Origin of the sequence: Sporosarcina sp. BP05, from assembly GCF_014282005.1 — a bacterium.
Taxonomy (GTDB): Bacteria; Bacillota; Bacilli; order Bacillales_A; family Planococcaceae; genus Sporosarcina.
In genome coordinates this window covers 187,766-210,577 of sequence record NZ_JACFTD010000003.1, presented here as the reverse complement: position 1 = coordinate 210,577, position 22,812 = coordinate 187,766, and the positions used below count along the sequence as shown (strand labels likewise).

Sequence of the window (22,812 nt, the reverse complement as noted above, 5' to 3'; positions counted from 1 at the left end):
TGAGTGCATACTACCTCTATCATACCTTAATAGAAAATAATTTTCACACTCTTTGAAATAGTATACAAAGTAAGAGAAGGCAAGAAACCAATTATTACTCAAATAGGTTTCTTGCCTTCTTATCAATTCAAGTAATCTTTTAGTTGCGGTCGTTTACCTTTTCATCTTCCCAACATTCCGTGCCTTTCAGACCTGGAATCGTACTAGCCTTGAATACAGGATTGAGTCCTCTTTTTCGTTGATTTGTATAATCATCTAGAGTTTTGAATGCCACTTTCCCTAGAAGGAAGATAACTATAAGGTTAATGACTGCCATCATCCCCATGAAGAGGTCCGCCATGTTCCAAACAAGATCTACTTTTGCAAGCGTTCCAAACATGACCATCGCGAGCACGCCAAAACGGTAAAGAGTTAGCCATATTTTATTCGCGTTGATAAATTCAATATTCGTCTCACCATAATAATAGTTTCCTATAATCGAACTGAAAGCAAAAAACAGAATGGCAATCGCTAAGAAATAAGGTGCCCATTCCCCTACATGGACGCCAAGGGATGTCTGCGTCAAAAGAATCCCATCCACTTCACCTGTATTATAAAGATCGGCAAGAATAATAATGAACGCCGTTGCTGAACAGATGATGATTGTATCAAAAAACACACCAAGACTTTGCACAAGGCCCTGTTTTGCTGGATGAGATGTACTTGCTACTGCCGCAGCGTTCGGCACACTCCCCATCCCCGCCTCGTTGGAGAATAGTCCACGTCGCACTCCTTGCATAATTGCCGCACCTACAGCTCCACCGACCGCTTCGTTCATGCCAAATGCGCTCGTGAAGATCAGTTTAAATACTGCAGGAACCTCACTTATATTCATAATAACGACATAAAAGGCAACAGCAATATAAAGAATGGCCATAATCGGAACAAAGATTTGTGTAACATGAGCAATCCGTTTAACGCCGCCGAAAATTACAAGAGCCGTTATAAAAATTAGAACTAACCCAATCACCCATTTTTCAATATGAAACACACTATTGAAAGATAAACTAATTGTATTTGACTGTACAGCATTAAAAATGAAACCGAAACAAAGAGTCAGCAAAACGGCGAATATGATACCAAGCTTTCGATTGCCAAGGGCACTTTGCATATAATAAGCAGGCCCTCCGCGGAACGTATCACCGTCCTTCACTTTATACACTTGTGCGAGCGTACTTTCGATAAACGCAGTCGCCATTCCAATTATCGCAATGACCCACATCCAAAAAATAGCGCCAGGGCCCCCGATGCCAATCGCAAGGGCGACCCCAGTAATATTCCCCGTTCCAACTCGTGATGCTGCACTAATTGTAAACGCTTGAAAGGATGATATACCCCCCTTCACTTCCGGCTTTTCAACTATAAGTTTAAACATTTCACCAAATAGGCGGAACTGTACAAATTTCGTTCGAATCGTAAAATAAATACCTAAACCAATTAGCAAACCAATCAGGATATACGACCATAAAAGGTTATTTCCCGTCGTTACAATCCAATTTAAAGCGCTTTCAATCATTTCTAGTTCCCCCGATTCCATTATTAACATTCGCAGTGTAACTCCCTATATACATGCAAAAAAAAATACCTTTATCCTTACCCACGGATATTTTCACATTAAGTTCATATTATAACCTATTTCGACAAATGAGAATAGCAGTTATTTAATGGAGTTTCACAATAGATTCTCACGTCTGTTAATTAACTAAGATTAACCAAAAAAACATGATCACACAGCTATGTGTATAGTTGCATTTGGATTGCTTTAGATTGAACGACTTCTATACCATTACCGGGATATCTTGATCTATGGGGATGCGACTTCGTCGCATCCCCACATATTTTTTCGTTAATCGTATGGGGGTCATTCATCCGTCGCGCTCCAAATGCATGAATACACGTAGTGCTGAAGCTTTTTGGGACGAAAGAATAGCGGGCTTCTTAACTGGAGAAGAGCCGCCAAAGATGCAATTTTGGCGGCTTATGCTTTCTTTATGGTTTTTTCTTTTTATTTAAAAGAAGTGTCACTTTCTAAAAGGCATCACATGATTAGATGTATACACTTTCCTAAAAGTAAGCACGGAACGCATTGTACAACGTGTAAGAGTGCTCGAAATTGTATCTTCGGGCACTTACACTCTCTAAAGAATGTCACCTATTCTTTTCTTTCAAAGCAGCTGCATTTTTCACTTGAACATTGTAGGTACGCGACAGGCAGCTATTCGCAACAGGATGACCGAGAAGGGTGTGTCTAGGAATGACGAAGTCATTCCTAGACACACCGGGGCCCCCACGGTAAATCTGTCGTGATTATTTCGCCGAACGCGGACCGAAATGAGTCAAGCGAAAACGGTGTATTCCAAGCCCTTCTCACCAGTATTTTATGCAAACAAATGGTTAATCAACAAACGTGATAGATTCTGTTACTATTCTTAACTCAAAAAACCTCCTTCAATAAATGAAAGGAGGCTATGACTATTCTATTTTGCGTAATGTGACAACAACTATTTCCGGTTGATTGAACAGCCGCACGGGAATAATGCTATTACCTAGGCCCCGACTGACTACCAAGTGGCTGCCATCCTTCTCATGGACGCCCGATGTATAGTTAGGAAACCAGCCTTGCCCAGGTGAAACGAGGCCGCCTATCCCAGGTATTCGAAACTGTCCGCCATGAGCATGGCCACTGAACGTCACATCTATCCCTGCTTCAGCGTATACATCGAATTGTTCCGGTCTATGTGATAATAGCACTTTAAACATCTCATCAGGGATATTTTCAAATGCTTGTTCAATCGATACCTTAATGGCTTCATCATCTTCAAGCCCACTTGCCAGCGGATCTTCAATTCCACCAATCGCTATTGAGCTATCAGGAAACAATGTAATTACATCCGCTTCATTCGATAAGACTCGAACCCCCAGGTCTTCGAGAGCTCCCCGAATACGGTCCATATCCTGCGTAGCAATTTCATGATTTCCTGTCACGTAATAGATTGGTGCGACAAATTGTAGCTCTTCAATAAGAATCACGCTTTTCTCTAGATCGTAGCGGTTACTGTCGATAAAATCACCTGTAATGAATATCGCTTGGGGCGTAATCATCTTCACCTTATTAACAACCTTCGAGTGGTTTTCACCGAATTCAGCATCATGTAAATCTGAAATCTGGACGATCGTATATTTGTCGAAACTATCAGGGATTTTGTCCGACACAATTTCATAACGCGTTACCCCGACTGTCATATTTCCTTTATATAGGAAAAAACTTAGAAGGACAATTATGATTAAGATGAAAAACCATTTACGTCGCAACGGTATCTTTTTCCCCATTGTATTCGCAGTTGTTTTCATTACAACCAGCGTTTTTTCAACCTTGCAAGTTCTAAAAGTTCAAGGACCTCTTTTTTCGGCAGTTCTGTCATTATCGCAAGCATTTCGATTTCTGCACGTTTTCTGCCCTTTCCGCTTCTATACGTTTCTTTGTGTATAGCATCAAGTTCTGCATACAGTTCGTCTGAGTGCAGAATTTGTTCTTGTTCATGCATTTCTATATCGCTGATAACGTTTTCCCTTAATTTATCATAAAGCATATCGACATTTGCAGATCCTGTGCTTTTAAATGGCTTTGATGTCTTCGAATTCCCAAGAATCAGCTCATCAGTTGAAACATTAAACCGTTCAGATATTTTTGCCACCCAAGCCGCCGATGGAGCATTTTTCCCTTTTTCCCAGTCTTTAATACGACTTGCTGATGTTCCAATAGCTGCTCCGAATGCCATCATTGATAATCCGCGTTCTTCACGCAATTTTTTTAACCTTATACCAAAATCCTCTTTGTTCCAATCGTTCACATTTACGCCCCCTAAAAAGTTTATATACAACTCTATTATTTTTTATCTAGAGGCTTCTGTCAATCTATTTTTTGATTTTTCTATAAAACAATTAATAACCTGTTTTTTGACGGTTATAATTTTCTTCATTCTTTGCTAAATACGCACTAATAATATCTTCATTTGTGAAACCAAGTTTTTTGGCAATGGCTCCATAATGAATCCAGACTTTCTCATAGGCGATCATGTCAAGTTCATTCAAGAAGCAGTGTATCGCAGCCGTGGTTTCTAGGAATAATTGTGTTAGCTCTCCTTTAACTTCACCTTCCGGCCAGTTTGTAAGCGTATGTAAGTCCTTTTCAATACCCAGGGAAAGAAGGAAATGAATTGAGTCCACATATTCTTCAAGAATCACAGCATCATCTGAAGGACCTTTTGTACTCCAAAATTTGAAACAACGCGTTTCATTCGCAAGTTCCGCGAGTTCAATTAGAAGTGCAAGTCCTTTTTCTTGAAAAACATCTGTTTGTTTCTCCCTGTTATTTTGGATAAATAAATCGAGTTCACGTTGCATGGTAAATAGTTTTGACAATTGCATATAAATAACCTCCAGTTTTTTAACTATATTGAAACTTTTTAGATTTCCATCCGTATAAGATAGTATCTATAAATTCGTAAGGGGGATCCGTTATGGGGTTGCTTATCCGCTTTATCATTATTGCCTTTATCGTTTATTTATTCTACCGCGGGATTCGTTATTTGACGGACCCAAAACGAAAACTTGATGGTGCATATGCGGAGGACAAGTATTATTTCTATGATGAAGTGAAAAATGTGCGGAAAAATTTCTTCCTATCGTATAAAGGTGCTATGTTTGAAGGTGAAAAATATTTAGATACAGCAGATGATTCCATTGACGTCATCTCCATTTTCGTTTGGGTGAAAGATGAAACAAAACTTCAAGATTTCACAAAAGCTGATTTTGATTTTCTCTCATCCAAAATCTTAACCAACTACCCCAAAGCTGCTATCAGTTGGAAAAACCCAATTGAACGACTAATGAAACAATAGTACAAGCCCGTTGAAAAGCGGGCTTTTTACGCCTCGATCATTCCCGGCAGCGTGATACCAAGAAGATAGAGAATGCCAATTCCATAGGCAATTGCTAATAAAAGAAAGCCAATCCGGAAAGATGTCCGCCTCGTTTTATGACGGAATGTTTGCATCCCGATGTATGCACCAATACCTCCACCAAGCAGTGCAAGCGTCCATAAATTCTTTTCAGGTATACGTTGTCCTTTTCTTTTTGCCTGCCGCTTATCATACCCCATCGTAATAAATGCCCAAACGGACATAATCGCAATCCAACCTAAAATTGTCGTTTGCAAGTAAAATTCCCCTCTTTTCTTTATCTACTACCATTTTACACTGTTTAGCCGTCACAAAGGAATAATATAATACGATAATCCGGTTAGAGGGTCTTGGTGAACTAGACGACAGCTTTCGCGGAACTTTCGACAAAAAAACTATACATTCGCAGTAGATCAAGAACAAAAGCGCAGAAGTCTGAACGTGCAATCTTTATGTTGCAGCTTATCCACTGTATGTGATTTTACAGTTTCCTAAATTATATAAAAAAGCCACCTCGTACCCAGATTAACTCTGGGCCGTTTGGCGGCTTCTATATGACGTTCTTATTTTGCGATTGATTTTTTCGCTGCATCTGCAAGTTGTGTGAACGCTTGCGCGTCAGTCACTGCAAGATCAGCAAGCATTTTACGGTTAACATCAATGCCAGCTACTTTCAAGCCGTGCATTAGAGTGCTGTAAGAAAGACCGTTGATACGTGCAGCCGCATTGATACGTGTAATCCAAAGTTTACGGAATTCACGTTTCTTCTGACGACGGTCACGGTATGCATAGTTGAATGATTTCATTACCTGTTGGTTTGCTACCTTGTAAAGTCTATGTTTTGAACCAAAGTAACCTTTTGCTAATTTCAATACTCGATTACGACGCTTGCGCGTCACTGTTCCACCTTTTACGCGTGGCATAGTTCATTACCTCCTGCTTTTCTGTCCGATTGTGTTTTAAATTATTTCATGTAAGTGATCATTTGACGAATGCGTTTGAAATCGCCTGAAGAAACTAGTGAAGCTTTACGCAGGTGACGTTTCGCTTTTGTCGGTTTGTTTGCAAACAAGTGACTTGTGTAAGCACGGCCGCGTTTCAATTTACCAGAACCGGTTTTTTTGAAACGTTTCGCTGAGCCGCGGTGAGTTTTCATTTTTGGCATGTTCTGTTCCTCCTAAATCATTCATTGTTACTCTTTTTCAGCAGTTGGTGCAAGCACTAGGAACATGCTGCGGCCTTCCATCTTCGGTCGTTGTTCAACCGTAGATACATCTTTGCACGCTTCTGCGAAACGGTCAAGGACACGCTGTCCAATTTCCTTGTGCGTAATCGCACGTCCACGAAAACGGATTGAAGCTTTAACTTTGTCGCCTTTTTCAAGGAACTTGACAGCGTTCCGTAGTTTTGTCTGGAAATCATGCTCATCGATTGTTGGGCTTAACCGAACTTCTTTAAGCAGAATGATTTTCTGATTCTTACGGACTTCGCGATCCTTTTTCTGCTGTTCAAATTTGAACTTTCCGTGGTCCATGATACGAGCCACTGGGGGTTTCGCTGTTGGAGCTACAAGGACAAGATCCAAATTCGCAAGAGCGGCAATTTCTAGTGCCTCAGTGCGTGTTTTGATTCCGAGCTGATCGCCGTTGTGATCAATAATGCGCAGCTCGCGGGCACGGATGCCCTCATTTACGTACATGTCTTTGCTAATAGTAATCCACCTCCGGATATTTCTCGAATACATGGTTTGGGTATACCGTCCGGTTCGAGCGGTCCCACAGGTCCATCCAATAAAAAAAGGTAGACAAATTGGATTTGTCTACCCGCGTATGTGTACGTGCAAATGCACGGCACTTCACTCATGTTTTAACCCGTCAACAACGTTTTAGCGTCGAACAGGTGAGAAGCGGGTAGCCTCTTCTTATACCACAAACTGTATTCAGTCATTACTAACCTTAATTACTTTACCATGTGACAATAAACTTGTCAACAGGTTTTAAAAAGCAATTACGACTAGATTTATATAGCTGTGTTTTGACCACTGCTATATTAATTTAAATACTCGTAACTTCTTCCTTTAGTCTAGCAAGGAATTCGTCGAATGGCAAGCTTTCTGATTGCTGTTCGCCATATTTACGGACGTTCACTTCTCCTGATTCAACTTCCTTGTCGCCAAGAACGAGCATATAAGGTACTTTTTGCATTTGCGCTTCCCGAATCTTGTAACCAATTTTCTCATCACGGCTGTCAATATTAACACGGAATCCAGCAGCAACCAATTTTTCACGGACGCTATCTGCATAGTCAAAATGCGCATCTGGTGAAACTGGAATTACTTCTACTTGGACAGGTGCTAACCAAGTTGGGAATGCGCCTTTGTATTCTTCAATTAGGAATGCAACAAAACGTTCCATAGTTGAAACAACACCACGGTGAATGACAACTGGGCGATGTTGTTTTCCATCTTCACCAACATATGTTAGATCGAAACGTTCAGGAAGTAAGAAATCGAGTTGTACTGTTGACAACGTTTCTTCCATACCAATTGCTGTTTTCACTTGAACATCGAGTTTAGGTCCGTAAAATGCAGCTTCTCCTTCTGCTTCAACATAGTCAAGACCCATTTCATCCATCGCTTCTTTCAGCATTGTTTGTGCACGATTCCACATTGCATCGTCGTCAAAGTATTTTTCTTTATCCGCCGGATCCCGGTAAGAAACACGGAAAGAATAATCTTCAATATTGAAATCTTTATAAACATCAATAACTAGTTGTACAACGCGTTTGAATTCATCTTTAATCTGATCGGGACGAACAAAGATATGCGCATCATTCAAAGTCATTCCACGAACGCGCTGCAAGCCTGATAGTGCTCCTGACATTTCATAACGGTGCATTGTACCAAGTTCTGCAATACGCAGTGGAAGGTTTCTGTATGAATGAATTCCATTTTTATAAATCATCATATGATGTGGACAGTTCATTGGACGCAGGACAAGATCTTCATTGTCCATGCTCATTACAGGGAACATGCCATCTTGATAGTGATCCCAGTGACCTGATGTTTTATACAATTCCACGCTGCCGAGAACTGGAGTATAAACGTGGTCATAACCAAGCTTTTGTTCCTTATCAACGATGTATCTCTCAATGATTCGGCGAATTGTTGCTCCCTTAGGTAACCACATCGGCAAGCCTTGACCCACTTTTTGAGAGTTCATGAACAGATTAAGTTCTTTCCCGATTTTACGGTGATCTCGCTCCTTAGCTTCTTCCAAGAGACGAAGATGTTCTTTCAGTTCTTCTTTTTTGAAGAAAGCTGTACCGTAAATCCGTTGTAACATTTTGTTATTCGAATCGCCGCGCCAATAAGCGCCTGCGATGCTAAGAAGTTTGAATTCCTTTAACTTCCCTGTAGATGGAACGTGAACACCGCGACACAAGTCGATGAAGTCGCCTTGCTCGTAGATAGACACTTGCTCGCCCTCAGGAATCGCTTCTAGAAGTTCTAATTTATAGTTATCATCTATTTCTTCGAAACGTCTTTTCGCCTCTTCACGAGATACATCATGACGAATTACTTCCACGTTTTCAGCAATAATTCTTCTCATCTCTTTTTCAAGTTCAGGTAAGTCTTCTGCTGTAATCGGTTCAGGCGAATCAATATCATAATAAAATCCGCTTTGAATAACTGGTCCGATACCTAGCTTCGCATTAGGGAACTTACGTTTTACAGCTTGCGCAAGTAGATGTGCTGTACTGTGGCGTAATATTTCAAGTGCTTCCGGTGATTGAGGTGTGATAATCGCGATATCGCCGTCCTCAGAAATCGATGATTTTAAGTCTATTAACTTGTCTCCAACTTTACCCGCCAACGCACTTTTTCGAAGTCCTGGGCTAATTGAACCTGCAATATCTTCTGTAGTTGTGCCTTGTGGAAATTCTTTCACAGCACCATCTGGAAATTTCAAATTAATCATAGTTGTCATTGTTAAGCACTCCTCTTTTATTATAATTGAAAAACAAAAAAAGCCCCATCCCTGGAAAGGGACGAAGCTTTAGCTCGCGGTTCCACCCTTCTTCCTTCAATTCAGTACTCTGAAAAGCGTAAGTGGACTGTTACGACCACTAAAGCTAGACAAACGTAGCAAAAAGATGAAGCTTGACGTCGGGTAACGGACCGGGTTCCGTCATCGGTTACTTTAGTAAGTTCACCGATGCTGCTCCAAGGTGGTAAATCATCCTTCTATCCTGCAGGGCTTTCAGCCAATGGCCCCGTTCTCTTTAGGTAGACAAAATGATTGTTGTCCTCTTCCATGCATTTCAAATTATTAATTAAAACTGAGTATACGTCGATTACGAATTAATTGCAAGTTCACTTTATCCCGCATTACCGCGCAGTACAATCCTCAGCAAAAGATTAAGTTGAATCGGGAGGCATAGGTTGGGGATCAACTGCCCGTAAAAGCCCGATTGGTTCAACTAACAATCAGTGGGGATGAAGCCTCCATTGATAAAAGTTTCACTTTATCAAACACCGATAAGTTCTTCGTAAGTAATTTCAACCATGCCAGGAATTTCCGTAGGTGAAACGCCCAATAAATCGCAAGGTCGACCGATTTTTTCAATCTTGCCGTCTTTAATCTTCACAATGCGATCTGCAAGTGCATGAGCGTCATTTTGATTATGCGTAACAAAAATAGCAGTCGTTTTTGCCTTTTTCAAAATCCGTCGAAGATCACCGCGGATTTTCACTTGTAAATCTGTATCCAAATTACTGAACGGCTCATCAAGGAGAAGGAGCTCTGGTTCCGGAGCCAGTGCCCTTGCGAGTGCAACACGTTGCTGTTGGCCTCCACTTAATTGATGTGGGTAGCGTTTCTCAAATCCTATTAACTCAACAAGTTCAAGCACTTCTTGCGCTCGTTTCTTCTTGTCTTTCCTACTCATTTTCGGGAGCCCGAATAGTATATTTTCTTCAACACTCATATGTGGAAACAGTGCGTAGTCCTGAAAAACCATACCGATTCCGCGTTTTTCCGGTTGCAGGAAAGTTTTGTCGCAAAACATCTTCTTGCCATTTAGAGAAAACGCACCTCCTGCTGGCATTTCTAGTCCTGCAATTAAGCGTAAAAGTGTACTTTTCCCACTCCCACTTCGTCCAAGTATTGAAATAACTTCTCCTTTTTCCACTGTGAATGAAAAGTTATCTACCGTATTCAAAGTTGATTTGGGATAAGTAAACTGTAAATTTTTAATATCCATAAACATATTATTTCGGCTCCTCTCTGAGTAACTTATGGAAAACAAAGATCGCAATTGTGCTCACTCCGACAATTAATAATGAAGCTTGGGATGCCTCCATAATCTTTTCATCACTTGCATATTGGAACGCCTTCGTGGCGAGTGTATCGTAATTAAATGGTCGTAAGATAAGTGTTAACGGAATTTCTTTCAGTATATCCACAAACACAAGGATAAATCCACTAATAATAGCACCCTTCATCATCGGAACATCTATCTTAAAAAACGTTCGTAGGCTATTTGCTCCTAGCATACGCGATGCATCGCGGAAATCCGTTCCGATTTTATCGAAACCTGATTCAATCGAATTATAACCGATTGCAAAAAAACGGATGACATAGGCGCTGATTAGCATGAATAGACTAACACTTAAGACGAGTTCTGAATCCATGCCAAAATATTGGTAAACAGGCGCAAGAAATCGGTCAAGCGCAATGAAGGTTGTTATGACAGCCACAGCAACAACTACCCCGGGTATTGAATAACCCAGAACCGTCAATTTCGGCAATATTTTCGCAAACTTATGATTGACCACTCGACTAAAGTTACCGACAACCAATGAAAATACAATAATAAGGAAGGCACCAAGGCCAGCTACAATAACGGAGTTTTTGGTGTAAAATAATACATCATGCATCGGCACTTTACCGAATGTAAGAATAACCCAGTCAATCAACTGAAGAATCGGGATAAGAAACGCAACACTAAAAATAACTAATGTGTACAACGTCGCAAATACCGCTTTTCTCCCTTTTAATCTTACAAGTGGAAGTGGTCTAACTTTTGTCGTGGAATAACTAAACTGTTTGCCTCCCCGCAGTAAACGTTCGATGACTAAGATGAAAATAACGATTCCCATTAAAGATGCAGCTAGCTTGATAGCTGCATCCAAATCACCAAGCCCAAACCACGTTTGAAAAATAGCCGTACTAAACGTTTGGATTCCGAAATATTTAACTACCCCGTAGTCGTTTAAAACTTCCAACACTACTAGACTTGCACCACCAATTATGGATACACGGGAAATCGGGATCACAACTCTAAAGAATATTTCTAAAGGGCCTTTCCCTAAAGTGCGCGCACTTTCAATTAAAGAAGCAGATTGGTGAGAAAGAAAAATTCTCGTAATCATATAAACGTATGGATAAAGAAACAGAGTATAAATGAAAATCGCGCCTGGGACATTCATAATATCAAAATAGGCGGGATTCGGTGTCACATCGAAATGGTTACGAAGTGTTTTTTGTATGACACCCGTGTAATTAATGATGCCATGATACGTATAGGCACCAATGAAAGGCGGAATCGATAAAGGAAGAATCAGTGCCCATTTCATAAAGTTCCTAAGCGGAAAATCATATTGGGCAATGAGCCAAGCGAGACTTAGCCCGATTGCAATCGTGAACAGCGCAGTAAAGAAAACGAGTGTGAGCGACGACTTTATATAGTTAAGTAACATGAATTCTTTTATATGCGTCCAATTTTCACTTGCTGGTGAAAAAACACCGGTTACAATCGACACATTCGGTAAAAACAGCAAGATGATGATAAGTACTGCCCCTATCGTCCACCCGTTTACATTAGCTAAATGCTTGTTCATGACATAACCCATCCTCTACCTTTTAAGCAATAACCCCCTAGCCGAAAATACGGTAGGGGGCTCGACTTTTATTTCCAGCCGACTTCGTTAAAAATCATAATCGCTTTCGCGTTATTTTCTCCTAAAGTCGATAATGGTATATCTTGTTCTTTAAATTCTCCCCAAGATTTAAGGAGCTCTGAAGGTGCTACATTATGATTCACAGGGAATTCATAATTCGCTGAGGCAAACTCGCCTTGCGCTTCTTCCCCTGTAAGGAATTCAAGTAATTTAAGTGCATTATCCGCATTTTTCGAACCTTTGATAACTCCAGCTCCACTAATATTTACATGTGTACCCGTCGTTTCTTGGTTCGGGAAGAAGACACCAAGGTTTTCCGCTACTTTCACTTCTTCAGGTTCTTGTGAATTAAGCATTTGACCGAAATAGTATGAATTCATAATTGCGATGTCACCGATACCCGCAGCGATTGCTTTCGCTTGGTCTCGATCCCCGCCTTCAGGGTTTTGGGCAAAGTTATTGACAATGCCTTGTGCCCACTCTTTTGCTTTTTCTTCACCATTTATCTCGATGAATGAAGCAAGAAGTGACTGATTATAAACACTCTCAGATGAACGGACAAGTACTCGGTTTTTCCACTGGTCTTCTGTGAGTGCTTCGTATGTAGAAAGCTCTTCAGGTTTGACCTTATCTTTATTATACACTAGAATTCTCGCACGTTTCGTCAAACCGACCCACATGTCGTCAACATCACGTAATTTTTCTGGTATTTGTTTCGATAAGATGTCACTTGACACTGTTTGAAGAAGTCCTTCTTCTTTCGCACGATACAGTCTGCCAACGTCAGCTGTCAGTAATAAATCTGCTTTTGTTGCAGTTCCCTCCCGTTTAATGCGTTCGATTAGTACGTCTGCTTCGTCTTTGATGACATTAACTTTAATGCCTGTTTCTTGTTCAAACTTCTTATATAATTCATTATCGACGTCATAATGACGGCTTGTATACAAATTCACTTCCGATTTCTCGGGTTTCTTAGCTACTGCATCTTTATCAGCGCCACTTTCCTTTTTAGTTGTACTTCCACATGCAGCAAGTACAAGCATCAAGGCAACAACGAGTAAGATCAAACTCTTCTTCATATACTTCCATCTCCAAACATCCGTTTTTTATTGAAAATGATTCTCAATTTCATTAACAATATATAATGAGATTGGCTGGAAGTCAACAAAAAGTAAATGAAGCGCAACTGCCTGAATAGTAAAAAGCCATAGATAAACCGAGTTGACTTGCACCGAAGAAAAAACAATCGATACATAGGTTTATCAATGGCCCAAACTACTTCTACTCTTACGATATGATTCATTTATTGGTGCAATTTACAGTTATAATACAACCTGGTCTTCCAGGTTCCTCCATAAGTGATGCGCTTCCCTAGCGATATGCTCTAATAAGTCCGGTGGAGCGGTTGTTACAGCTGCACAGTTTTTGATAAGCTCACTTAATTCCAATTTAAATGCTTCAAGTGCCTTTGTTTCCTTAATAACCATCTGGTTGAAGTTGTTTAAAATTGGTGACACCTCATTACGCGGTCGGCGTATCATTGTCTTTAGTGAAATTGCTTGAAGTAACAGGTTTTCAAATTTCCTGGTCATCGCCCTAACCTGATCGTGAAGTTCGTAGTTGGATGCATCTACATAATGGCTTATAAAGATGAGATGATCCACCATTTGCCTCAGCCAAAAATTACTTTCATGTATCGTTGCATCCGCTGGTTTTACGTATGCATTCGTTTCTATTAATTTAAAAACTTTTTGGGCCTCTTCCGCTTCCCGAATCATGTGATCAAGGAGTGAGGTTGGCGTAGATATAATCACTTCGCAATGTAACGCTTTATCCATCGTATGGACGAGCAATTCGTGAAATTCGTGTGTGGAGCTTTTTGCCTCAGCAAGTATCAGGCCGATATCACCCGTCTTCGATTCCGTTCTTTCGAAAATTTTACCCATTCGTTGAGTCATAGCCTGATTTGCACGTGCCAGCTCCATTTCATGGTGACTTATTTCCCTGTCAAAAAATTCCCCATGCTCAAAGTTATTGCGCACCCAAAAATCGATGACGCCGTAGGTATCCCTTTGATAATTGTCTGTATAAGGCAATCCTCCACCTCTTCCTGTTTAGTAACTGCTCACTATGCTATGTTGGGCGTTTGATTTAAGTGCCCATATCCTCAGGCTAACTTTCTATTTTATTAGTTTGTAATACTTGTCAGATAACGACAAGTATAGTCCAACGTTGAACGGGAAGCCTACCAGTATCAAGCTATCGAATGGAGGGATTCCCATGATACAAAGTGATATAGCAGCCGTAAATTTGCTTGACTATCACCATTTAGTTAACTGTATTACAAGAGGGAAAAGAGCATGAAAAAGATCATTTACGCGACTATGATTTTTATTGCACTAATCTCAATGCCAAGCATTTACACAAAGTCATTTATAGCTATATCTTCAAAGTCTGACGCTGAAAACGCCATCACTACTTTCTCAGAAACAGATAAAGATGACCTGATTAAAAAGATTTCAGCCTACAATGACCAACATGAAATTGAGCCAATTGATGCAAAAATAGACAGAGTTTGGAAAGCAATACCCGGATATAATGGTTTGAAAGTTGATATTGAAGCCAGTTATAAAAATATGAAAACTAGCACCGATATTGATACAAATAAAATCATATTCATTGAAACTTCTCCAAAAGTCCATCTGAACGATTTAGAACCCTCACCAATTTATAGGGGCAACTCGGAAAAACCTATGGTAGCTCTACTAATAAATGTCGCTTGGGGCAACGAGTACATTCCAGGTATTCTTAAAACATTAAAAGACCACCAAGTAAAGGCAACATTCTTTTTTGATGGCAGTTGGGTTAAGAATAATCCCGACCTAGCTACTATGATTAGTCTTGAGGGTCACGAAATTGGCAATCACGCTTATAGTCATCCCGATCTTAAGCTGCGCTCTCGGGCTGAAACAGTGACTGAATTGAAAAAAACAAATGATGTAATTGAGGAAACGCTAGGTATAAAACCGATATGGTTTGCACCGCCAAGCGGAAGTTTTAATCAGGAGACAATTCTTGTCGCAAATGAGCTTGGCATGAAAACCATTCTATGGACGGTCGATACAGTTGACTGGAGAAAGCCAGAAACTTCCGAAATGGTTGCGCGTGTTGTTGCTGGAGTTGGTAAGGGTTCAATGGTTCTTATGCACCCCACAAAAGCCGTTTTTGAAGGACTGGAGACTATGATAATTGAAATTAAAGGGAAAGGTTACCGGCTGGGTACTGTAAGTGATTTAATGAGCGAAAAACGGATTGCTGACTAAAATCAGTCCCATTAGCAATGAAATCCTATAGCGAAGTATAAGGGAGATCAAATGAAAATCGAGGACATTCATCCGCTCAAAATTGAAATAGATAGTTTTGAAATTATTCAGGCCAATCTGCGCAAAAAAGTTAAGCTGGAAACTAGCGCGAAAGACCAAGACATTAAATTCTGTGCAGGTGTGGATGTTGCATACTGGGAAGAAACAGGGGTTGAATGGGGAGTCTGTAGTATTATCGTTATCGATTATGAAACGCGAACGATTGTCGAAAAAGCAGTAAGCAAGGCTGAAATCCATGTGCCATATAGACCTGGGTACCTCGCTTACAGGGAACTGCCACTTGTAATTGAAGCCGCCAAGAAACTCACGATAACACCAGATTTATTTATATTTGACGGAAATGGAATTCTGCATCCGAGGCGTATGGGAATTGCCACACACGCCTCTTTCTTTTTGAATAAACCCACAATCGGCATTGCTAAAAGTTACTTTAAAATAGATGGCGTCAATTTCAAGATGCCAAAAAACGTAGCAGGTTCATATAAAGATATAATTGTGAAGAACGAAATATATGGAAGAGCTTTGCGTACCCATACAGATGTAAAACCTATCTTCATCTCCTGTGGAAATTTAATTGATCTACCTATGACGACTGAAATCACCTTGAAATTAATAAACAATGAAAGTCGATTACCGATTCCAGTAAGATTGGCGGATTTGGAAACAAAGAGACTTAGGAAGATGTTTGATTCAACAAGAAGCTAATCATAATATTTAAAGAATCTTTAGCTGATTCCTCATAATATACCGGTGAAAACGGATCACTAAACCCATGTTGTCCATTAAATTTATGGACTTCAGTATTCTCTTTATCGAAAGCAGCCATTAATTCATCCACATTAAAGGATCTTTCTTCCTGTGGAAAGAATAAGAGCGCAGGACATTGGGGTGTAATCTCCATATACTCCCTAATACGCGAACCGTAAAAACCTACAATTCCGTGAACCGCCTTTTCTTCACTGCATAACCAAGAAACAGTCGCCCCGACACTAAACCCAACTACAAATATTTTTTGGTAATTGTCCTTTATGTCGGAAATCATCTTTTTAATTTGCAATACGGCAGCAGTAAAACCAACCTTTTCCATAAAATAGTTATAAGCGTTTTTTTCTTGTGAATAGTCAAATGATGTTTCCTGCCCAAATAAATTTGGGCAAAAGACATCAAATCCATAGCCCTGCAAAGACTGACAAAAGCCCTTCATATGAAGATTAATGCCATAGATTTCATGAACGACAATAACCGCCGTTTTAGTTTGGTGATTTTTTATAAACATTATTTACCTCCTGGATTTCCTTGTATCATGTGGTGTAAAGAATTACATATTCAGCCATATTCACACTCGACATCATGAAACTTATAAAGGAATTGAAATGATATGCAACCCGCTCGGGTACTTTCCAGCTGAGTGGAATAGTCTTTACCCTGAAGAAGAACTATTTTCGACAATTAAAGTAATTGAAATTTAATCACACAAAAAATTGCTACATCCTCCATAAAGTAGAGAATCAGACATCGCATTTACTTAGCAGAATTAATTCCCAAGTATTGAAAAGCAATATTAGGCACATGATACGGTTGTGGAGGTGATTGATCTTGCCGAATAATGATAATAGAAATCCGAACCGTGACCAAAAACAAAATCAAGACCGCAACAAAAATCAAAATCCAAATGATATGCGTGAAGAGTTTGGGACTACATTTGATATTGATAAGTTGAACGAACAAAAAAATGATAATCAAAAGCAAAAAGAGCAACGCACAAACCGTTTTGAAAAAAGATAACTAATAAGAATTATGAAAAATGACAGAAGCATAATGCTTCTGTCATTTTTACGTCTTTCTTTTATTTATCGCGTCTATTTTCACCATCGAGTCGTATAGGAGTGCTAATCATTTGCACCCTCTCCATAATTCTAGCCGCTTTTACTACTTCTTTTTCACCGCGCTGCGTGTATGTCAAATGATCCTCAAGTTCAGCGTAACTAAGATTAGATGTGAAAAAAGTAGGTAGTTTTTCTGCCATCCTGTATTGTAAAATGGTACCAAGCACTTCATCACGCGTCCAAGCCGACATTGTTTCTGCACCAATATCATCAAGCATAAGTACTTGTGCATTTTTCACAAAATCAATTTTCTCATTTAATGTCTGATCTTGAATAGATTGTTTCATTTCCCTTAGGAATTCTGGGACATATACAGCAACTGTACGTATCCGACGATTAGCTAATTCGTTCGCCAAGGCTCCAAGCACGAACGATTTACCAATTCCAAATGGACCATAAATGTACATACCACGTTCTGGGAGTTTTCCTGTTTTATCGAAAATGTTCAGAAAGTCTTTCGCAGCACGTACAGCTGGAACTCTGCTATCGTCAAAAAACATATCAATATTTTGTAATTTCGCTTCCATGACATCTTTCGGCATATACATACTGTCGATCATCTTCTTAATAGTACGTTGATCGTCGTCCATAAGTTTGTTTGGACATTTTGTATATTCCACATCGATGAGGCCGCGTGATAATAGCAATTTCGGCTCGAAGCCCTTCAGGAAATTCACACATCCTGCAAGGTCAGGACATTTTCCGCAACTATGGGAAGCAGTGGCATACTCATATAATTTCCCAAGACTCCGTTCGACAACTTCGCCATCAACTTCAGTGGAATGATCCGTCAGAAATTGTTGCACCCCAGAACTCTCCATCACTTCTTTTCGTAATTCATCGAACCTTGCGGCAAATGCCGGTGATTTCACAACCCGTTTCAAAGTATCGCCAATATGTTCCATTTCACTTCACCGTCCCGTCCCCTGTTACGCCTAATTCCAAAAGTAATTTACGACGCTCTTCATCAATTGCGGAAGAAGATTTAACAGGTTTATCTGTTTTTGCTTTCTTTTCATCTTTTTTATAAAACCATTCTGGTACTTTCTCTTCCCGTGCAGATTTTCGTCTAGGCCCTGTTTTTGATCCTGTACTCTGCCCTTCGTTTTTCCATTTAACATACTGGTCATGCTCGTTGCGCGACATTTCAAGTGCAGTTTTCACCGTATCCACATTTTTGTTCATCCAATGCGAAGCAATCCGCTCAACATAACTGTTCGTTATTTTCCCATCATTGCGTAAATGAACGTATTGCAGCAAGACATTGACGACACCGACGGACAATCCATGTGTATTGACCAGCTTTTCGGCAAGCTTCACGTCTACTGAAAGAGGCTCTTTCCCGTTAATCTCGCGCAACATTTCAAGTGGCGCCGTATTTTCAAGGTAATGCACCAATTCTTCATCCCGCGTCAATATCCCTGTTTCGGACTTAGGTAATTCTTTCGCGAACACTTTATGCAAGACTGGAGCCTCTTTTGAAACATTCATTTTATAAAATTCTGCTGCTGACTTTCGTAATCTGTCTTCCGGCAACTTGAGGTCTTCATCGAGCGCCATCATGATGACTTTTTGCATATCGAGCGGCGTAAGCGAATAAAGGAATGCGAGTTTCGCAATTAATTCCTTTGAAACAGAGGATAATGAAGCTTTAGGAACCATTTGTTCAGATAACCCCGAACTTAGCAGATCGAAATCAAAGTCGGAATGCAAAAATGGTACACCTTCTGCTTCATTCCGTCCGATGAACTGCTGGTCCTCGCCCATATCCATGCTATAGCCCTGTTGAACAGGCGTATACACATCCAGAAATGTTCGTGATACATCTTCAAATCCGACTTCATTAATACTGTCTAGCGCAAAACGGCTACGTAGATTTCGGTATGCCTGTTCCCCGATTTTACTAAACAAGAATGTCGACAACAATGGATCTAGAAAAAAGGCTTTGGCATCAAGTGGAGGAAGCAGTTCATAAACAAATAATCTCGCATCGCCATCTTTTTTCTTGTACGTACGCAATAAACCAATCGCTTCCAGAGAAATCCTTGCTTCGAAAACAGGTCCCAGCGGCATCGTCAAAATGTTCATAAGGTGATAATGGTTGTATTCACGGCCATCTTCACGCTCTGCGTCCGCCCATAATGTCATAAACAAACTCATAGCACCCGGGCCAATCAGCGGTTGATAAAATAAAGTGAGGAGTTGACGGTCATAATCTGTAAAGGGCTGCGATAACCGTATTTTGTATGCGTCAACTGGCTGTAGTTCTTTATAAAGGGGTGCCATCGAACTCTACATCCTATCTAAATGGGATACGTTACTTTTTCGTTCGTTTTTGTAGATCTTGCAATTCTTTTATGAAAACTGTGATGTCCTTATATTGGCGATAGACCGAAGCGAATCTGACATAAGCGACTTCATCAACTTCCGATAACTGTTCCATAACCATTTCTCCAACATCGTCAGAATTAATCTCCACGACACCTGCGCTTCTCAATTCTTTTTCAATCGAGTAGACGATTTTTTTTAGGTCCTCAAGTGATACAGGACGTTTTTCACATGCACGAATAAGGCCTCTAAGGACTTTTTCACCGCTAAATTCTTCTCGTGAATCATCTTTTTTCACGACAACCAAAGGCATTTCCTCAACTTTTTCAAATGTCGTAAAACGGAATGCGCATTGTTCACATTCTCTGCGACGCCGGATGGATCTATTCTCCTCGGCCGGTCTAGAATCGACAACTCGAGTGCCATTGAACTGGCAAGCTGGACATTTCATAATGTGTATCCTCCGCTTTTTCTTAGATAATAACTTAATTATAACAGAACATGCCGAAAAAAATCGAAATAGAGGGGAAAGAAACATTGTACATCAATAAAAAACGTCCCTAAAGTCATAGTACAGCAACTTTAGGGACGCTTTCTATTCACAATTACGCAAGTTCTAGTGTTTTCAGAGCCGCGGCGACTTTCTTCGTTAAATCGACAACGCGTGCAGAATAACCCCACTCGTTATCGTACCATGCAAGTACTTTCACCTTGCGATCTGCCATAACGATGGTTGAAAGACCGTCAATGATTGCAGAGTCAGTTGTCGTATTGTAATCGATGGATACAAGCGGTTCTGTCGAGAAACGGAGAATGCCTGCCATCGCACCTTCAGAAGCCTGCTTGAATGCATCGTTTACCATCTCCACTGTAACGTCTTGCTTCAAATCTACAACTAGGTCAACAAGTGAAACATTTGGCGTCGGTATACGAAGCGACATTCCGTGAATCTTTCCTTCCAATTCTGGAAGTACAAGTGCCAACGCTTTTGCAGCCCCAGTAGATGTCGGGATGATAGATTGTCCGCATGCACGTGCACGTCTAAGGTCCTTATGAGGATTATCCAAGTTCTTTTGGTCATTTGTATACGCATGGATCGTTGTCATTAATCCGTTATCGATACCAAATGTATCATTCAATACTTTAGCTACAGGAGCAAGGCAGTTCGTTGTACAGCTTGCATTCGAAATAATGTCATGTTTTTCGATATCTAGTTTATCATCGTTTACACCTAAAACAATGGTGATATCTTCATTTTTACCAGGTGCCGATATAATGACTTTTTTTGCGCCAGCTTCAAGGTGAAGTGCCGCTTTGTCACGTGAATTAAACTTACCAGTCGCTTCAATGACAATATCGACTCCCAGCTTTCTCCAAGGAAGGTTCAGCGGATCACGGTCAGAGACGATTTGCACTCGTTTCCCGTTAACGTAAATCGCATTTTCTTTTGCAATGACTTCGCCATCAAATGTACCGTGATTCGTATCGTACTTAATAAGATGAGCGAGCGTTTCTGATGAATACATTGCGTTGATCGCAACGATTGTTACATCTTCTTCTTTTATCATTTGACGGAATACCATTCGTCCAATTCGTCCAAACCCGTTTATCGCAATAGAAGTAGTCATATAAAGATCCTCCTGTATGTATGTTATACTTTTTATCTAATACCCGTCATTAGTATAACACATATTATGCTAAAACAAAGATTAACTATGAATAATTAAAATGTTTTACTTTTCAGAATCACTTTAGGGCTCTGCATTCCATTTTGATAGTACCTCAGCCAGCTGAATTTCTGTCTCCTCAACTGGACCGTTATTACGTAAAACCGCGTCTGCACTCAGTTCCTTCTCTTTTATTGGTAGCTGGGAACGAATTCGTGCGTCCGCTTCTTCTTCCGATAACACATTCCTCGCAATTAGCCGTTCTTTTTGTATTTCAGGTGTGACAGACACGACAATGATTTTATCGACGAAGGATTGCAGCTTACTTTCAAACAACAATGGAATGTCTAGGATGACCGTATTTGCCCCCTTTGAAATCCATTGCTCTTTTTGCCTTAGCATCTCTTTTCGTATGGCAGGATGAATGATACCATTCAACTTTTTGCGCTCTTCTACATTACCGAATATACGCTCCCCAAGTTTTTCTCGGTTAAGCGATCCATCCGCGCGCAAAATCCCCTGTCCAAATGCGCTGCTGATTTCCAGTAGAACTGGACTGCCAGGTTCAACAACAAGACGCGCAATTTCATCCGCATCTACAATTGGAAAGCCCTTTTTCTCCAACATTTTGGACACAGTGCTTTTCCCACTCGCAATACTGCCTGTTAAACCGATAATCATAGCTCTCACAGCCCTTCAGCAATCATTTCTGGCATGCCGGACAATAAACGGATGTCCTGCCTGCAATTTTCATACTTTCCGTGGCAGAGCCGCAAGCAGGGCAAACCTTCCTGCCATACATGTTAAGACGATCCTGCATAGTGCCTGCTTCCCCATTAATATTCCGGTAATCAGAAATGGAGCTACCACCCGCATCAATACTTTCTTGTAAAATAGCCACAATCACTTCAAATAATTCTTTTTTTCTTTTTAGGCTAATCCGCTCCGTAGTCCTTCCTGGATGAATCTTCATCTTATAGATTGCTTCCGTCGCATAAATATTCCCGCATCCAGACAGTACATGCCCATCCATAATGACTTCCTTGATTGGCTTTCGGGCATATTTCGGCGTTATCGACAACTCAAGGAAATGATTGCGTGCTTCAGCAGCGAACGGTTCAGGAGCCATTTTCAATAAAGGCGGATGATCCGCTTCACAGCCGAGAAGCCGTAACTCACCAAAACGACGAATATCCGAATAAACCAGTAGTCCCCCACCTTCTAGCGTAAAAACAACATGAACATGGTTACGGAACTTCATTTCCGTAATGTCTTCAACGTTGTCAACAGTGAACCACGCTCCTGTCATACCAAGATGACTGACAAGAAGGCAGGTATTACTATCTTTCATTAGATGAAAGTAGATGTATTTACTGCGCCGTGTGACGTCTTTAATCGTCATTCCAGCCATATCCACTATAAAGTCTTCGGTTGTAATTCCTTTTATCACAGCTTCTTTACCAAGCTGTTTTGATTTGATAACTGTATCTGAAACGGTCACATGCTGAATCGTCCTTCCTATCGCAATAGGTGCGAGTGCACGGACGACCCCTTCCACTTCCGGTAATTCAGGCATTTTATCCC

General features: G+C 40.5%; 25 protein-coding genes. 4 read left to right on the top strand and 21 right to left on the bottom strand.

The genetic code is table 11. The features are described from left to right. Positions 1-139: 139 nt before the first annotated feature. The 5 genes from H2672_RS05715 to H2672_RS05700 all read right to left on the bottom strand — a co-directional run bounded on the left by H2672_RS05715 (position 140) and on the right by H2672_RS05700 (position 4,467). Positions 140-1,576 carry an alanine/glycine:cation symporter family protein gene (locus H2672_RS05715; protein WP_255485475.1) on the bottom strand — a complete coding sequence of 479 codons (1,437 nt, stop codon included), beginning with the start codon at positions 1,574-1,576 and terminating at the stop codon, positions 140-142. Between the two features lie 611 nt (positions 1,577-2,187). Next, complete coding sequence (locus tag H2672_RS19560) at positions 2,188-2,316, bottom strand: hypothetical protein (RefSeq protein WP_255485406.1); 129 nt, start codon at positions 2,314-2,316, stop codon at positions 2,188-2,190. A 195-nt stretch (positions 2,317-2,511) separates the two neighbouring features. Then, entirely contained in the window at positions 2,512-3,390 is an 879-nt protein-coding gene (locus H2672_RS05710; protein ID WP_255485403.1) for a metallophosphoesterase, read from the bottom strand. Next, positions 3,390-3,890, bottom strand: a complete 501-nt coding sequence (locus H2672_RS05705) for a helix-turn-helix domain-containing protein (protein ID WP_186670133.1) — start codon at positions 3,888-3,890, stop codon at positions 3,390-3,392. The genes H2672_RS05710 and H2672_RS05705 overlap by 1 nt, the downstream gene beginning before the upstream one ends. 91 nt (positions 3,891-3,981) lie before the next feature. Next, complete coding sequence (locus tag H2672_RS05700; protein WP_186670131.1) at positions 3,982-4,467, bottom strand: dUTP diphosphatase; 486 nt, start codon at positions 4,465-4,467, stop codon at positions 3,982-3,984. A gap of 92 nt (positions 4,468-4,559) precedes the next feature. On the opposite strand from H2672_RS05700, the gene H2672_RS05695 reads away from it, so the two are divergent. Continuing rightward, complete coding sequence (locus H2672_RS05695) at positions 4,560-4,940, top strand: sigma-w pathway protein ysdB (protein ID WP_186670129.1); 381 nt, start codon at positions 4,560-4,562, stop codon at positions 4,938-4,940. A 26-nt stretch (positions 4,941-4,966) separates the two neighbouring features. On the opposite strand, the gene H2672_RS05690 is transcribed toward H2672_RS05695, so the two are convergent. The 9 genes from H2672_RS05690 to H2672_RS05650 all read right to left on the bottom strand — a co-directional run bounded on the left by H2672_RS05690 (position 4,967) and on the right by H2672_RS05650 (position 14,060). After that, complete coding sequence (locus H2672_RS05690) at positions 4,967-5,257, bottom strand: DUF1294 domain-containing protein (RefSeq protein WP_255485397.1); 291 nt, start codon at positions 5,255-5,257, stop codon at positions 4,967-4,969. 306 nt (positions 5,258-5,563) lie between these two features. Beyond that, positions 5,564-5,923 (bottom strand): 50S ribosomal protein L20, encoded by a 360-nt coding sequence (rplT, locus tag H2672_RS05685; RefSeq protein WP_067207704.1) that lies wholly within the window; start codon positions 5,921-5,923, stop codon positions 5,564-5,566. Between the two features lie 41 nt (positions 5,924-5,964). After that, entirely contained in the window at positions 5,965-6,165 is a 201-nt protein-coding gene (rpmI, locus tag H2672_RS05680; protein WP_067207701.1) for a 50S ribosomal protein L35, read from the bottom strand. Between the two features lie 27 nt (positions 6,166-6,192). Then, positions 6,193-6,699 (bottom strand): translation initiation factor IF-3, encoded by a 507-nt coding sequence (gene infC / locus H2672_RS05675; RefSeq protein WP_067207698.1) that lies wholly within the window; start codon positions 6,697-6,699, stop codon positions 6,193-6,195. Between the two features lie 355 nt (positions 6,700-7,054). Next, entirely contained in the window at positions 7,055-8,989 is a 1,935-nt protein-coding gene (gene thrS / locus H2672_RS05670; protein ID WP_186670127.1) for a threonine--tRNA ligase, read from the bottom strand. Positions 8,990-9,530: 541 nt separating this feature from the next. Next, positions 9,531-10,271, bottom strand: a complete 741-nt coding sequence (locus H2672_RS05665) for an ABC transporter ATP-binding protein (protein WP_186670125.1) — start codon at positions 10,269-10,271, stop codon at positions 9,531-9,533. A 1-nt stretch (position 10,272) separates the two neighbouring features. After that, entirely contained in the window at positions 10,273-11,904 is a 1,632-nt protein-coding gene (locus H2672_RS05660; RefSeq protein ID WP_186670123.1) for an ABC transporter permease, read from the bottom strand. Positions 11,905-11,972: 68 nt separating this feature from the next. Further along, positions 11,973-13,043, bottom strand: a complete 1,071-nt coding sequence (locus H2672_RS05655; protein WP_186670121.1) for a Fe(3+) ABC transporter substrate-binding protein — start codon at positions 13,041-13,043, stop codon at positions 11,973-11,975. A gap of 243 nt (positions 13,044-13,286) precedes the next feature. Beyond that, positions 13,287-14,060 (bottom strand): DUF2935 domain-containing protein, encoded by a 774-nt coding sequence (locus H2672_RS05650; protein ID WP_186670119.1) that lies wholly within the window; start codon positions 14,058-14,060, stop codon positions 13,287-13,289. Positions 14,061-14,324: 264 nt separating this feature from the next. On the opposite strand from H2672_RS05650, the gene H2672_RS05645 reads away from it, so the two are divergent. Then, on the top strand, positions 14,325-15,287 hold the full coding sequence (locus tag H2672_RS05645; protein ID WP_186670117.1) for a polysaccharide deacetylase family protein: 963 nt from the start codon (positions 14,325-14,327) through the stop codon (positions 15,285-15,287). Between the two features lie 51 nt (positions 15,288-15,338). Beyond that, on the top strand, positions 15,339-16,052 hold the full coding sequence (locus tag H2672_RS05640; RefSeq protein ID WP_186670115.1) for an endonuclease V: 714 nt from the start codon (positions 15,339-15,341) through the stop codon (positions 16,050-16,052). Here the strand turns inward: H2672_RS05640 and H2672_RS05635 are convergent. Continuing rightward, positions 16,021-16,623: a dienelactone hydrolase family protein gene (locus H2672_RS05635; RefSeq protein ID WP_186670113.1), complete on the bottom strand. Its 603-nt coding sequence runs from the start codon at positions 16,621-16,623 to the stop codon at positions 16,021-16,023. The two genes, H2672_RS05640 and H2672_RS05635, sit on opposite strands and share 32 nt — an antisense overlap. Positions 16,624-16,943: 320 nt before the next feature. On the opposite strand from H2672_RS05635, the gene H2672_RS05630 reads away from it, so the two are divergent. After that, entirely contained in the window at positions 16,944-17,132 is a 189-nt protein-coding gene (locus H2672_RS05630; protein WP_186670111.1) for a hypothetical protein, read from the top strand. 61 nt (positions 17,133-17,193) lie between these two features. Here H2672_RS05630 and dnaI read toward each other — a convergent pair whose 3' ends face one another. The 6 genes from dnaI to mutM form a co-directional block, all read right to left on the bottom strand. After that, the gene (gene dnaI / locus H2672_RS05625) at positions 17,194-18,138 is read right to left on the bottom strand and encodes a primosomal protein DnaI (RefSeq protein WP_186670109.1); all 945 of its coding nucleotides are present in this window, start codon (positions 18,136-18,138) and stop codon (positions 17,194-17,196) included. Position 18,139: 1 nt separating this feature from the next. After that, positions 18,140-19,519: a replication initiation and membrane attachment family protein gene (locus tag H2672_RS05620; protein WP_186670107.1), complete on the bottom strand. Its 1,380-nt coding sequence runs from the start codon at positions 19,517-19,519 to the stop codon at positions 18,140-18,142. 31 nt (positions 19,520-19,550) lie between these two features. Next, on the bottom strand, positions 19,551-20,012 hold the full coding sequence (gene nrdR, locus H2672_RS05615; protein ID WP_186670105.1) for a transcriptional regulator NrdR: 462 nt from the start codon (positions 20,010-20,012) through the stop codon (positions 19,551-19,553). 154 nt (positions 20,013-20,166) lie between these two features. Next, positions 20,167-21,189: a glyceraldehyde-3-phosphate dehydrogenase gene (locus H2672_RS05610; protein WP_186670103.1), complete on the bottom strand. Its 1,023-nt coding sequence runs from the start codon at positions 21,187-21,189 to the stop codon at positions 20,167-20,169. 123 nt (positions 21,190-21,312) lie between these two features. Beyond that, positions 21,313-21,909, bottom strand: a complete 597-nt coding sequence (gene coaE, locus H2672_RS05605) for a dephospho-CoA kinase (RefSeq protein WP_186670101.1) — start codon at positions 21,907-21,909, stop codon at positions 21,313-21,315. A gap of 22 nt (positions 21,910-21,931) precedes the next feature. Continuing rightward, positions 21,932-22,804 carry a bifunctional DNA-formamidopyrimidine glycosylase/DNA-(apurinic or apyrimidinic site) lyase gene (gene mutM, locus H2672_RS05600; RefSeq protein WP_186670099.1) on the bottom strand — a complete coding sequence of 291 codons (873 nt, stop codon included), beginning with the start codon at positions 22,802-22,804 and terminating at the stop codon, positions 21,932-21,934. Positions 22,805-22,812 lie beyond the last annotated feature (8 nt).

Coding starts and splice junctions, on each gene's coding strand:
- H2672_RS05715 (WP_255485475.1), bottom strand. CDS start 1,576: ATGGAATCGGGGGAACTAGAAATGATTGAAAGCGCTTTAAATTGGATT.
- H2672_RS05710 (WP_255485403.1), bottom strand. CDS start 3,390: ATGAAAACAACTGCGAATACAATGGGGAAAAAGATACCGTTGCGACGT.
- H2672_RS05700 (WP_186670131.1), bottom strand. CDS start 4,467: ATGCAATTGTCAAAACTATTTACCATGCAACGTGAACTCGATTTATTT.
- H2672_RS05695 (WP_186670129.1), top strand. CDS start 4,560: ATGGGGTTGCTTATCCGCTTTATCATTATTGCCTTTATCGTTTATTTA.
- rplT (WP_067207704.1), bottom strand. CDS start 5,923: ATGCCACGCGTAAAAGGTGGAACAGTGACGCGCAAGCGTCGTAATCGA.
- rpmI (WP_067207701.1), bottom strand. CDS start 6,165: ATGCCAAAAATGAAAACTCACCGCGGCTCAGCGAAACGTTTCAAAAAA.
- infC (WP_067207698.1), bottom strand. CDS start 6,699: ATGTACGTAAATGAGGGCATCCGTGCCCGCGAGCTGCGCATTATTGAT.
- thrS (WP_186670127.1), bottom strand. CDS start 8,989: ATGACAACTATGATTAATTTGAAATTTCCAGATGGTGCTGTGAAAGAA.
- H2672_RS05665 (WP_186670125.1), bottom strand. CDS start 10,271: ATGTTTATGGATATTAAAAATTTACAGTTTACTTATCCCAAATCAACT.
- H2672_RS05660 (WP_186670123.1), bottom strand. CDS start 11,904: ATGAACAAGCATTTAGCTAATGTAAACGGGTGGACGATAGGGGCAGTA.
- H2672_RS05655 (WP_186670121.1), bottom strand. CDS start 13,043: ATGAAGAAGAGTTTGATCTTACTCGTTGTTGCCTTGATGCTTGTACTT.
- H2672_RS05645 (WP_186670117.1), top strand. CDS start 14,325: ATGAAAAAGATCATTTACGCGACTATGATTTTTATTGCACTAATCTCA.
- H2672_RS05640 (WP_186670115.1), top strand. CDS start 15,339: ATGAAAATCGAGGACATTCATCCGCTCAAAATTGAAATAGATAGTTTT.
- H2672_RS05635 (WP_186670113.1), bottom strand. CDS start 16,623: ATGTTTATAAAAAATCACCAAACTAAAACGGCGGTTATTGTCGTTCAT.
- dnaI (WP_186670109.1), bottom strand. CDS start 18,138: ATGGAACATATTGGCGATACTTTGAAACGGGTTGTGAAATCACCGGCA.
- H2672_RS05620 (WP_186670107.1), bottom strand. CDS start 19,519: ATGGCACCCCTTTATAAAGAACTACAGCCAGTTGACGCATACAAAATA.
- nrdR (WP_186670105.1), bottom strand. CDS start 20,012: ATGAAATGTCCAGCTTGCCAGTTCAATGGCACTCGAGTTGTCGATTCT.
- H2672_RS05610 (WP_186670103.1), bottom strand. CDS start 21,189: ATGACTACTTCTATTGCGATAAACGGGTTTGGACGAATTGGACGAATG.
- coaE (WP_186670101.1), bottom strand. CDS start 21,909: ATGATTATCGGTTTAACAGGCAGTATTGCGAGTGGGAAAAGCACTGTG.
- mutM (WP_186670099.1), bottom strand. CDS start 22,804: ATGCCTGAATTACCGGAAGTGGAAGGGGTCGTCCGTGCACTCGCACCT.